The organism is Ureibacillus aquaedulcis (assembly GCF_030418165.1).
GTDB classification, from domain to species: Bacteria; Bacillota; Bacilli; order Bacillales_A; family Planococcaceae; genus Ureibacillus; species Ureibacillus aquaedulcis.
In genome coordinates this window covers 1-12,860 of sequence record NZ_JAUHTQ010000016.1, presented here as the reverse complement: position 1 = coordinate 12,860, position 12,860 = coordinate 1, and the positions used below count along the sequence as shown (strand labels likewise).

11 protein-coding genes are annotated in these 12,860 nt (G+C 37.6%); 10 read left to right on the top strand and 1 reads right to left on the bottom strand.

What is annotated here, in order from left to right; translation table 11 throughout:
• The first annotated feature begins 16 nt into the window (after positions 1-16).
• The 7 genes from galE (at position 17) to QYB95_RS16195 (ending at position 7,004) form a co-directional block, all read left to right on the top strand.
• Positions 17-988: a UDP-glucose 4-epimerase GalE gene (gene galE, locus QYB95_RS16225; protein WP_301139474.1), complete on the top strand. Its 972-nt coding sequence runs from the start codon at positions 17-19 to the stop codon at positions 986-988.
• 66 nt (positions 989-1,054) lie between these two features.
• Complete coding sequence (locus QYB95_RS16220; RefSeq protein WP_301139420.1) at positions 1,055-1,963, top strand: ATP-grasp fold amidoligase family protein; 909 nt, start codon at positions 1,055-1,057, stop codon at positions 1,961-1,963.
• A 97-nt stretch (positions 1,964-2,060) separates the two neighbouring features.
• Complete coding sequence (locus tag QYB95_RS16215; protein ID WP_301139419.1) at positions 2,061-3,356, top strand: flippase; 1,296 nt, start codon at positions 2,061-2,063, stop codon at positions 3,354-3,356.
• A 56-nt stretch (positions 3,357-3,412) separates the two neighbouring features.
• Positions 3,413-4,168, top strand: coding sequence for a hypothetical protein (locus tag QYB95_RS16210; protein WP_301139418.1), 756 nt, complete (start codon positions 3,413-3,415; stop codon positions 4,166-4,168).
• 488 nt (positions 4,169-4,656) lie between these two features.
• Positions 4,657-5,454 (top strand): TIGR00282 family metallophosphoesterase, encoded by a 798-nt coding sequence (locus QYB95_RS16205; RefSeq protein WP_301139417.1) that lies wholly within the window; start codon positions 4,657-4,659, stop codon positions 5,452-5,454.
• A 107-nt stretch (positions 5,455-5,561) separates the two neighbouring features.
• A complete protein-coding gene (locus QYB95_RS16200; protein WP_301139416.1) occupies positions 5,562-6,446 on the top strand; it encodes a DUF4886 domain-containing protein in 885 nt (294 codons plus the stop codon).
• A gap of 291 nt (positions 6,447-6,737) precedes the next feature.
• The gene (locus QYB95_RS16195; protein ID WP_036174445.1) at positions 6,738-7,004 is read left to right on the top strand and encodes a stage V sporulation protein S; all 267 of its coding nucleotides are present in this window, start codon (positions 6,738-6,740) and stop codon (positions 7,002-7,004) included.
• 169 nt (positions 7,005-7,173) lie between these two features.
• Here QYB95_RS16195 and QYB95_RS16190 read toward each other — a convergent pair whose 3' ends face one another.
• Positions 7,174-8,493 (bottom strand): trypsin-like peptidase domain-containing protein, encoded by a 1,320-nt coding sequence (locus QYB95_RS16190; protein ID WP_301139415.1) that lies wholly within the window; start codon positions 8,491-8,493, stop codon positions 7,174-7,176.
• 396 nt (positions 8,494-8,889) lie between these two features.
• Here QYB95_RS16190 and QYB95_RS16185 point away from each other — a divergent pair, with 396 nt between their 5' ends.
• The 3 genes from QYB95_RS16185 to QYB95_RS16175 all read left to right on the top strand — a co-directional run bounded on the left by QYB95_RS16185 (position 8,890) and on the right by QYB95_RS16175 (position 12,590).
• Entirely contained in the window at positions 8,890-10,629 is a 1,740-nt protein-coding gene (locus QYB95_RS16185; RefSeq protein WP_301139414.1) for a 2-oxoacid:acceptor oxidoreductase subunit alpha, read from the top strand.
• Complete coding sequence (locus tag QYB95_RS16180) at positions 10,629-11,495, top strand: 2-oxoacid:ferredoxin oxidoreductase subunit beta (RefSeq protein ID WP_301139413.1); 867 nt, start codon at positions 10,629-10,631, stop codon at positions 11,493-11,495. Before QYB95_RS16185 ends, QYB95_RS16180 begins: the two co-directional genes overlap by 1 nt.
• Before the next feature lie 504 nt (positions 11,496-11,999).
• Positions 12,000-12,590 (top strand): tryptophan transporter, encoded by a 591-nt coding sequence (locus QYB95_RS16175; protein ID WP_301139412.1) that lies wholly within the window; start codon positions 12,000-12,002, stop codon positions 12,588-12,590.
• Positions 12,591-12,860 lie beyond the last annotated feature (270 nt).

The window sequence follows — 12,860 nt, the reverse complement described above, 5'->3', positions numbered from 1 at the left end:
TGAAGGAGACAAGAAAATGATCCTAATTGTCGGTGGGGCCGGCTATATTGGTAGTCATCTAGTTAAAGAATTAGTAAAAAGAGAAGAAGTAATAGTTCTCGACAATTTATCAACTGGTCACTTAGAGGCAGTTGATAAGGAAGCCCTTTTTGTAAAAGGTTCATTGGGGGACGCTGATATTTTAGACTCAATATTTACCCGCTTTCCGATAAAAGCTGTCATGCATTTTGCGGCCAATAGTTTGGTAGGCGAATCTGTTGTGAATCCTCAAAAGTACTATATCAATAACGTAGCATCCACTTTGTCTCTCTTATCTATTATGCTCAAACATAATGTCAATAAGTTTATATTTTCTTCTACTGCAGCTGTTTATGGAATTCCAGGTGAGGATTTGATAAATGAATCAACAGCGACAAATCCAATAACTCCATATGGAAAATCGAAACTGATGATGGAACAAATCCTTGCTGACTATTCACGAGCATACGACTTGCACTACGTTATTTTAAGATATTTTAATGCAGCGGGAGCTTGTGAAACTGCTGAAATCGGTGAAAGTCATCAACCAGAAACTCATCTCATTCCTATAGTTCTACAACATTTACTAGGAATGAATGAAAGAATAACTATATTCGGAGATAACTATAATACAACTGACGGGACATGTATCCGAGATTATATACATGTATCCGATTTAGTGGACGCTCACCTATTAGCATTAGATTCTTTACTCAATGAAAAAAATAAATCAGCCACCTACAATGTGGGGAATGGGATTGGGTTCTCTGTCAAAGAAGTTATCGAAACCTCTGAAGCGATTACTGGAAGAACTGCAAATCTAGTAATCGAAGATAGACGTGAAGGTGATCCCGCATGCTTGGTTGCATCTTCTGAAAAAATAATGAAGGAGTTAGGGTGGCAACCAAGAAAAAATCTTGAACATATTCTTGAAAGTGCCTGGAGATGGCATCGTAATCAGAATTATTAAGAGTTTGAAGGAATTTATAGTAATTTATTATTTTGATATTAGTAAATAAATTTTGTGAGGGATTAAATGTCAATTAAATCAAAAGTTTTAAGATTTTGTTTTTCACTGTTAGTAAAATTTTCGCCAAAGCTTGCTAGTGAAGTTATCTACTATAAAACTTTTAAAAAGAAACTTGATTTAAAAAACCCTAAAACGATCAACGAGAAATTAATGTGGTTAAAATTGAATGAGGATGACAGTCTTAAAGCAAAATGCGCTGATAAATATTTAGTAAGAGAGTATATCAACGAAAAAGGATTTTCGAAAATTTTAAATGATTTAATTAAAGTCTATGATAATGTCGAAGAACTTGATTTTAACCAATTACCAAATCAATTTGTTATTAAATGTACACATGGTTCTGGGTTTAATATCATCTGCACAGATAAAAAAAATTTAGATTTGAATCGGACGAAAGCTCAGTTGAAAAAATGGATGAAAACAAATTATTCTCTAATTAGTTGTGAGCCACATTATGCCAGACACAAACCAAAAATTGTTGTCGAAAGGTATCTAGAAAGGGACCATAAAGTAAATTCACCTATGGATATTCAATTTCATTGTTTCCATGGAGAACCACGACTAATAGAGGTAATACTCAATAATTGCAATCAAGAAGAAGATTACATTTTGTACAATTTAGATTGGGAAAACCTGCCTTATAATGATGCGAGTTTGAATCTTAAGACAACAATTGATAAGCCTAGTAAATTAGATGAAATGATTGAAATCACAAAAGTTTTAAGCCAAGAATTTACTTATGTAAGAGTGGATCTCTATTTTTCTTTTGACAAAATTTATTTTGGAGAGCTTACTTTTACTCCGGATGCATGTCTTGCTACTTATTATATCAACAACGCTGATTATAAAGTAGGAAGATTATTAGAATTACCAAGCATTTCTAAGAAGCAATCATTAAAGTCGACAGTTCATTAATACACAAAGGTTAATAGACAAAAGTGCTACATAAAAATCTGTTCCTGATCTTAGTGAATAATCAGTTTAAAATTAAATTAAGGGAATGTTTAACATAATGCAATTAACATCTATAAAAAAAATAATAACTACGAAATATATGCGAAATACAGGTTGGTTATTGTTTGAACAGATTTTTAGAATGGGTCTTACACTGATTGTCACGACACTAATGGCACGTTATCTAGGTACAGAAAACTTCGGCATACTTAATTACAGTTTAGCCTATATTATGATATTCACAGCGGTTAGTAAATTAGGAATTGATAGTATTATAGTTAATGAAATTATTAATAACAAAGAAGAGTCGGGAAAAGTAATTGGTACAACTATTTACCTGCGTTTAGTTTCTTCTTTTATTTCCATATTATTAATTTTCTTGTTAGTTAAATTATTAAATCCGAATTATGCAGCTGTGCAATTGATTACATTGATTCAGTCCATTTCATTAGTACTGGTAATATTTGATACGATTGGTTTTTGGTTTCAATCCAAATTACAATCCAAGTACGTTGTAATTGCAAAATCGAGTGCTTTTGCGATTGTTGTACTTTGGCGTTTAGCATTAATCTACTTTGAAAAATCTATTTATTATTTTGCGGTAGCTACTGTAATAGAAGGTTTTGCAATCAGTTTATTTATGATTGCCTATTATATTAAGTTTAAAGGACCAAAAATTCGATTTTCATTCGAAAAGGCTAAACATTTAATCTCCGGAAGCTTTTACTATTTTATTGCTGGTCTCTTGATTGTCGTGTATACCCAGTTGGATAAAATTATGCTTGGAAAAATGGCCGGTAGTACAACAGTAGGTATCTATTCAGCTGCTTTTGCTATTTCTAGTCTATGGGTGTTTATACCAACTGCATTGATTGACTCAGCAAGACCTCTTATTATGACCTCTAAAAATGAGAATGAAGCCTCATACATTCGAAAGTATAAGCAACTCTATTGTTCGATCATTTGGATGGGATTAGGGGCAGCGCTTGTAATTACACTTTTATCAAAACCAATTATTCTTTTGATTTACGGAAAACAATTTATAGAATCGGTTAGTGTTTTAATTATATTGATATGGTCAAGAATTTTTTCTTTGATGGGTACAATTAGAGCCATTTGGCTAACTATTGAAAACTTTGGAAAATACCAAGTATTTTTTGTAGGTATTGGTGCAGTAATCAATATTGTGCTTAATATAAGTCTAATCCCCCATTATGGGGCGATAGGTGCTGCAATCGCTACGCTCATTGCTGAAGTCATTTCTGCTTTTATTGCTGTATTATTCTTCAAACAAACAAGACCTCTTTTTAAATTGATTATCCAAGCATTCTTATTTAAAGGCGTGAAGGCTTAAATAGAGTATCTCATCCAGATTCGCATGATTCCAAAACAAGTATGAAGGGTGAAAAAATGATTAGTGTTAAGCGAAAGTTATTTTTAATTGATTTAATAGATGTTTTTTTGGCAGAAGAATATAAACCTAAACAAACAAAAAAGAAGCTAATAATTTATCACTATTCCCGAGTTCCAGGTCAAAATTTATTCAAAGAAATAACCTATCAAATTAATTTAGAAAATGATGAGAACGAGTTTTTCCAAAGGATGAGTAAAAAAAGTCGATCCAAGTTGAGACGAGCGAAGAAGGAACCTTATGAAGTTATTGTAAAAGATAATCCAACTGACGAGGATTTAAAAGAATTTAGACAGTTTTACAATAAGTTTGCAAGATATAAGAAAATTCATAATATAAATAAGTTCCGATTTAATAGATTGAAACTACTTCGGAACAAAGGAGTACTGGTCTTTACTAAACTACAAAATACTAATCAGGAGGCACTTTGCTATCAAATTCGTATGATAGATAAAGAGATGGTATTAAGTCTGTATGGGTGTACTGCTTCTTGGATTCGGAATAGATCCGATTTAAAACAACAAATAAGGTATGCAAATCGATACCTCCTTTGGGAAAATCTTATAATGTTTAAAAAAAGGGGCTATAAAATCTATGATTTTGGCGGAATTACAAATAACAAAGATATAAACAGGTTTAAGGAAGATTTTGGGTTTGATAATGTGGAAGCATATCATGGTTTTGATACGGAATCGTTAATTGGAAAAATTTTAATAAGGTTACACCAGAGGAAGAATATTTATTTGTTTGCTTGATTTTTAAGGTTGAAAGGTTATATTCAGCAAGCTTTACAATAAAAACCCCACAAGCCTACATAAAATCGTGAAATGAAAAGACTAATTTAACGTAACTATTATAATTATGGAAAAAATAATACGTGGATTAGAATTGGAACTAATTAATTTCAAATTTTATAGTACAGCATCTTACATAAGAGTGAGGTGCTTTTTTTATTTCATGAATAATCCTTTTTCACAATGGAAAAGATTAGTGAAAAAGGGATTTGACACTAATGGAAGAGGAAGGGAATTTCTTCAAAGGAATTTTTATTGCATTTTTACTGTCGATTCCTCTTTGGATGGGGATATTCGGCTGGATTACGATGATTTCACGATTGTTAAGAACATGAGTCACTAGGGGCGAAGCTGCACTAGTGATTTTATTTTTTCGAGTTGTTTTGCGAAAGTGGGGCAGGGAGTGTTAAAATGAGTAGACTGATTTAGTGGGAAAGAGTGATTTATAAATGAAAGTAATTTTTATTGGCGATATTGTCGGATCGATTGGCCGTGAAGCCGTTGAAAAATATCTGCCACGTTTAAAGAGAAAATATGCAGCGGATGTCGTGATTGCCAATGGCGAGAACGCCGCTGCCGGCCGCGGGATTACACAAAAAATTTACCAACAACTGTTGCAGGTTGGTGTAGATGTTATCACGATGGGGAACCATACTTGGGATAATAAAGATATCTTCGAGTTTATCGATGATGCGGAATATTTGATTCGCCCTGCCAACTTTTCGGAGGAAGCACCTGGTAAAGGGATGGTTCAAATCTCGAAGAATGGTGTGACATTGTCGGTTATTAATTTACATGGTCGTGTTTTCTTGCCACCGCATGAAGATCCATTTGCTGTGGCTGACAAATTAGTTGAGGAAGCACGCAAAACATCTCCATTAGTATTTGTCGATTTCCATGCAGAAGTGACAAGTGAAAAAATTGCGTTGGGCTGGCACTTGGATGGCCGCGCTTCAGCAGTTGTCGGGACTCATACGCATGTCCAAACTGCCGATAGCCGAATTTATCCAGGCGGAACTGCATATATTACGGATGTGGGGATGACTGGGCCATATGATGAAATTTTAGGCATGAAAAAAGAGAGTGTCATTTACAAATTCCAAACAAACATGCCTGCTCGCTTCGAGGTGCCAAAAGAGGGACGCGAAGTGTTGAGCGGTTTCTTTGTTGAGATTGATGACAAAACAGGAAGAGCGCTAAAGTGTGAACGTATTTATATTAATGCAGATTATCCGTTCCAAGGGTAGTTTGTTTCCAGGGCCAAATCATCTTTTTGATTTGGTCATTTTTTTCATCCCTCAAACAGGTTTGAAAAAGCAAGGAAGGGATAATATAAAAAGCAGAGGTGAGGTTGTTGTACAAAATTATTTTATTTTCACTCATGTTTTTATTCCTTTTCCTTAAGCCGGCAATGGCCGACGCGGAAACAATCAAGATTTTGTCGATCGGCAATTCCTTCTCCCAGGATATTCAAACCGAAATCGAAGAAATTGCGAATTCAGCAGGGGTGGATGTCGTTGTGGGAAATCTATACCGCAGTGGAGAATCGCTGGAGGGTCATTGGAAGCAAGCGGCAGGTTCACGAAAATCATATCAATACCAGAAAAAATTAATTTTCAATGGTGAATGGAAAATTGAAGATCGAGAGCGTGTCTCGCTAAAAGACGGATTGGTGGATGAAGAATGGGATTACATAACACTTCAGCAAACTTCCGGGAAATCGGGGATTTATCGGACATACAATCCGTATTTGGGGAAATTGATGAACTATATAGGCTCATATGTTAAAAATCCGGATGCCACATTGACATTACATATGACTTGGGCTTATTCCAATCATTCAACCAACAAATTTTTCCCTCACTATGGAAGGAACCAATCCACCATGTATCGTGCTATTGTCGCGGCTTCTCAAAAGGCAATGACTAATCATGGCATTTCAACCGTCCTTCCAACAGGCACGGCGATTCAGAATGCCCGCTCACATGCACTATTGAACGACTTTGACGATGAATTAACGGCAGATGGGCATCATTTAGGCGTTCTTGGCGATTATATTGGAGGTTTGGTTTTGTTTGAAACATTCATTGCCGAGGCCCACGGAAAGGATCTTTTCAAGGATGTGACCTATAAACCGGAAGAGATTACGGAAGAACAAGCCTATTTAGCGAAATTGGCTGCGAAGGAAGCGGTTAAAAAACCATTCCATGTAACAGAAATCGAGTATCTGGAGCAATAAGGCTTGAACTGCACCCCATGCATTAGACATGGAGGTGTTTTTTTATAGCCGTTTTTTGCGTGATTTTTTCGTTCTTTTTTGGAAGGCCATAAGAACCGGGTAGAAGAAATGCAAAAAAACTAGAAAAATAGTTTCGTTTTGCCCTTCAATATGGATGGCCTGCGATTCTATTTTGCTCTTTAGCATCATAAACTGTGATACGGACACTAAGTTGAAGTCCTTTGAATGAATGCCCACTTAATCGAATGCTTCATTCAACATCTAATATAGCAAATATGGGGAGGAATAAATGTGGATTCATTAAAAGTATCGTCTCGCTCTAATCCAAATTCTGTTGCAGGTGCACTTGTTGCTGTTATTCGAGAGCAAGGGTATGCAGAAATGCAAGCTGTAGGTGCAGGTGCATTAAATCAGGCAGTTAAGGCAGTAGCGATTGCACGCGGTTTCGTTGCACCAAGTGGCACGGACTTAATTTGTGCACCCGCGTTCGCAGATATTACGATCGCTGGTGAGGATCGTACGGCATTAAAGTTAGTGGTTGAAAAAAGAACTCGATAAGCAGAGTTAAGTTAAGGCTCTTACTAATTGGCGAAAGCTGGTTGGTAAGAGTTTTTTTGTGGTTAATTTTCAGGGGAAATTAACCAGAAAAATTTCACCTCGACCATTTTGGGTTCGAGGTGTTTTTTTTAGGAGCAGCGTGCGAAAAATACAGGACGCTGTTATTCTTTTAATTTAATGTAGTAACTTCTTTTATTTGGTAGTAACCGTCTTCTGTGATGACAACGGTATATTCCACATCATTATTGAAGTATGTGTAATCACCTAAAGCATCGTAAAAATCAACTTCTTCGTTTGAAGTGACGATGGCATAATCTTCGAATATTTCAACATCTGTAATTGTGTTCGAGATAAAATAGAATTCATTGCCCTGCCCCGCAATTTCATTAATGTATGCTTCTAGATCCCAATAGACAGTGCTATCTGGTACAAGCATATCCTGAATCCAATAGAAATCCTCGTAGTAAAGCGCAGATTCATAGTAGTCCCGGAAAGCTATCACAAAATTTGAGAGGGATTCTTCATCAAATGTGTAATTCCCGCCATAATCTTCTTCGTAATAGTCATCATAATATGCATCTTCGCCTTCAGCTGCAGGCTCGGAATAAATAAATTCATGATAGGCATCATAGACTTCCGCAATTTGCGTTTCGTTCATGGGCGTTGTTATCCATTCATTGATGAGGTCGGCAACTTTATACAATGGAATGGAAAAACCGAAACTTGCATTATAGGTGTATAGCAAAGAGTTTATGCCGATTACTTTTCCCGTTGTCGCATCAAGAAGGGGGCCGCCACTGCTTCCTTGGTCAATTTGTGCATCAAATTGGTAAAGTTCCTCATATACAAAGTCGTATTCGATATTACGCTCAGTGCCTGTTAAATAGCCAATAGAAGCGGAATTTTCGAATCCTTGGGGACTGCCGATCGCAATTACTTCCGTCCCGATGTCGGTTTGCTCCATCTCAAGCAAGAGAGGGGCTGTTTGTGCATATTCTTCCGATTTCAAAATGGCAACATCTGAAATGTTGGAAACGCCAATCACTTTTGCCGGAGATTCTTCGCCATCGTGATTACGCACGGTGACATCTGTATAACCGGCTACGACGTGCGCATTAGTTACGATATACCCACCATCCTGATAAAGAAAGCCGGAACCTTGCCCATCAGTCGTTAAAATCGTGAATACTTTCGGCATCGATTCTTTGATTATTTGTGTTTTTTCTTTTTGGGACTCTTGGTTCTCCAATGGGGTTTGTGATGGAGTGGCTGAATCTTTTTCGGTGTTTTCTTCAATTGCAGTTTCTTGTTTTGTATTTGTTATAAAGCTTGCGATCGCAAAACCGATGAAGACAATTGTTATTAAAGAAGTTATAACCCCGAAAATTAACCAGGTTTTTTTTGAACGATTATTGTGGGTGTTTTGGCCGCAAGCATTACAAAACTTTGCTTCAGCTTCTAATTTACTCCCACAATTTGAACAATACATAATTACAACTCCTTCCACTACTTTTCTAACTTAACCTTTCTTTTCCATTTTAACAGAAATGCTGCTTGTATGAAGGTGAAATGGGAATCCAAGGTAAATTAGTAATATCGTAATAAAGGCAACAAGGGAACATCCTCTCATGCCTATACGTTTCCATATAGGCAAATTGATTTTAAATGTGTTTGTCCTTCTTTTATGGGGGTACCCTAATTTAATAGTTTTATATTAATTTTCTTTTATTCAAGGCAATGAAGGATGGGCGATTTCATGAAATTTACTTTCCGTCAAAGGTCTGATTTTCGATAAAGCAAGTTTTTCCGATAGTTAATGGGAAATGTTCGTGTTAAACTAGTGAAGGAAAAAAGATATAAAAACCGTTTTTAAGGAGTTGTTATTATGTTACATCAGCTTTCATGGAAAGTCGGTGGGCAGCAAGGTGAAGGTATTGAGAGTACTGGTGAAATTTTCTCAATGGCCATGAATCGTCTGGGTTACCACCTTTACGGTTACCGTCATTTCTCTTCACGCATTAAAGGTGGCCATACGAATAATAAAATCACAGTTCGTCCAACAGAAGTTCGTTCAATCGCGGACGATTTAGATATATTAGTAGCATTCGACCAAGAAACTATTGAAGTTAACTATAAAGAACTTACGGAAAGCAGCATTATTTTAGCCGATGCGAAGTTTAATCCGGTTAAGCCTGAAGATTCGAAAGCACCATTATTCATCGTTCCATTCACTGAAATTGCATCGGAATTAGGAACGTCATTGATGAAAAACATGGTTGCCATCGGTTCAACTGCAGCCTTATTAAAATTGGATACGACTGTTTTCCAAGGCGTTGTCGATGAAATTTTCGGCCGAAAAGGCGAAGAAGTCGTGAAGAAAAACATGGAAGCGATCCAAAAAGGCTATGACGCGATGAGTGAGCTTCTAGGTGAGCGCGTTGGCGAGTGGGAACTAGCTCCTGCTGATGGCAAACGCCGTATGTTCATGATCGGGAACGATGCAATCGCTTTAGGTGCCCTGGCAGCAGGATCACGTTTCATGGCAGCTTATCCGATTACACCTGCTTCAGAAATCATGGAGTACTTAATCAAAAAGCTACCGAAATTCGGTGGAGCGGTTATCCAGACAGAAGATGAAATCGCGGCAGCAACAATGGCAATCGGTGCTAACTATGGTGGTGTCCGTTCATTCACAGCTTCAGCCGGCCCTGGTCTATCACTGATGATGGAAGCAATCGGCTTATCAGGTATGACAGAGCAGCCATTGGTCATTGTGGACACACAACGTGGCGGTCCTTCTACTGGTCTACCAACAAAACAAGAGCAATCGGACTTAATGGCGATGTTCTACGGTACACACGGGGAAATTCCAAAAGTGGTTATTGCACCATCGACTTTGGAAGAAGCCTTCTATGACACAATCCAGGCATTTAACATTGCTGAAGAACTACAATTACCTGTCATCATTATGACAGATTTACAATTATCACTTGGTAAACAAACGACTGAACCATTTGATTACAGTAAAATCGAAATTCGCCGCGGGAAAATCGTGGAAGACGAGCTTGAGCCAGTTGAAAACAAAGATTACTTCAAACGTTACGAAAACACGGAAGACGGTGTTTCGACACGTGTGTTCCCGGGTACTGCAAACGGAATTCACCATGTTACTGGGGTTGAGCATGACGAAACAGGTAAACCAAGTGAATCTGCAGGAAATCGTGAAGTGCAAATGGACAAGCGTTTCCGCAAGCTGGAAAAGCTTAACTTTAATAAGCCAGTTCACGTGAATGCACCTCATGATGACGCAGACGTGTTACTAGTAGGTTTCAACTCGACTCGCGGAGCACTTGAAGAAGTGCAGGAACGTCTAAATAATGAAGGCGTGAAAGTAAACCATGCACACATTCGTTTACTATTCCCATTCCCATCCGATGAAATGGCTGCATTAGTAAATCGTGCGAAGAAAGTAATCGTTGTGGAAAACAACAAAACATCTCAATTGGCGAATATCATGAAAATGAATATCGGCGGTCACAACAAAACACAAAGCATCACGAAATATGACGGTACGCCGTTCCTGCCTCGTGAGCTAGAAAATAAAGTAAAGGAGCTGCTTGACTAATGGCAACTTTTAAGGATTTTCGTAACTCAGTGAAACCGAACTGGTGCCCAGGCTGCGGTGACTTCTCAGTACAAGCGGCAATTCAGCGTGCAGCAGCTAATGTCGGCATCGAGCCACACGAATTAGCAGTCGTTGCCGGGATCGGCTGTTCTGGCCGTATCGCCGGGTACATCAACTCATACGGATTCCACGGAATTCACGGCCGTGCGTTACCAATCGCACAAGGCCTTAAAATGGCAAACCGCGATCTTAACGTTATCGCGTCAGGTGGAGACGGAGATGGATTTGCCATCGGGATGGCACATACTGTTCATGCGATCCGCCGTAACATCGATGTGACATACGTTGTCATGGATAACCAAATCTACGGTTTAACAAAAGGGCAAACTTCTCCACGTTCAGCACAAGGTTTCATCACGAAATCAACGCCAGGTGGGGCAATCGAACCTTCATTAAAACCATTGGAAGTAGCGTTATCTGCAGGTGCAACATTCGTGGCACAAGGCTTCTCAACGGACATCAAAGAGTTGACTGCTCTGATCGAAGCCGGTATTCAGCATAAAGGATTCTCATTCATCAATGTGTTCAGCCCATGTGTAACATACAACAAAGTCAACACATATGAGTGGTTCAAAGAACACCTAACAAAACTGGCTGACATCGAAGGCTATGATTCTCAAAATAGAGAACTAGCCATGCAGACTGTAATGGAAAAAGAAGGCCTAGTAACTGGTATCATCTACCAAGACCTAGAAACAAAATCATACCAAGAAAAAGTACCAGGCTACGCAGAACAACCACTATCCGAATTAGACATGAACCTAAGCGAAGGTCAATTCAACGATTTAGTGAAAGAATTTATGTAAGAATAGAGGAGCTCCCATTGACGTTTTATGTTGATGGGGGTTTTTTTGTGAGTTTGGGGGTGTGGAGTTAGTTTGGGTGGCGAGCCAGCTAGTTTTGCCGGCGATCTGGTTAGTAAGAGCGGGGTAGCCAGCTAGTTTCTAATAATCTAGCCACTTTGGGCGAGAATCTAGCCACTTTTCCCAATAATCTAGCCACTTTTTGTCGAATTCTAGCCACTTTCTTCGATAATCTCGCCACTTTGAAATTCGTAGATTATTTTTGTTAACTTATTTTATTATTTTTCTGTAGTCCCTATGACAAAACTTCTTCTTTAATCTAGTTACTTCGGCCATTCAGCCACCTCATATTCTTACATACTTTTAGCTTTCGATAGCGTCAAATAAAATAGGAAATCACATAGTAAACGCAATCCCAAAAAAGTATGCAGACTTCCCATTTGAAAACTCTCTAACCACTTTAAATTCTAGTAAGTTTTAAATTAAACAAAATAAGGTAACAACAGAATGGTAATTTTTGATATTATAAAAGGATATCATCTAGGAAAGGAGCAGATATTTATCAAACTAAGACATATTTTATTTCTAATTGTATTAATGGGGGTAGGGTTTGGATTGGATGCGATTATTGGGCGGAACACTTTTTACCCATTTATTCCGAGAATCTTGTACAATTCAGAGCCTGACATCTTGGTTGTCATGATGTGTATTGGCATTATTCTGTTTCCGAATACAAAGAACGTGATTGTTTTATCATTGATTTCCGGATTCTTGTCTATTTTTACAAACGATTTGCAAATGACAGTCGGGTACGTGGCCAGCTTTATGTCAAAACCAATTACAGCATTCATCGTGTATGGGGCTTTGTTCCTGTTTAAGAAGAAAGATTCGTTTTTTGTAGGCATTTTCTTAATTACGATAGGTACGTGTGTTAGTGTAGGTACTTTCCATTTTCTATCAGGAATATTCCTGAAAGATATTCTATTTTTAATTGGTGGCATTTTATATCTGATAAGTGTTACCATCTTCAATATCATCTTTGCTTGTATTCTATATCCTATTGCAAAGGCAATTAAGAAACATCTTCTATCCACTTAAATGATGGTTTGAAAGGTAAAATATATCGATTTTGTTCATTGGCTAAAATGTCCTTTTCCATGCAAGTGATACCTACTTTTAGTTCAATTAAACCTAAAGAAGCTTGCCACATGGAAAGCTCCAGTAATGGTCTTAATCTGAATATTAGAAGAGAATAATTTCTAATAAAACGTATGTAAAATCTTTTAATATACAAAGGCCATCTAAATAAGACCAATCAGTTAATGCCTTGTTGCCATTGCCGCCACTTTAAAAAGGCTGGGACAAAAC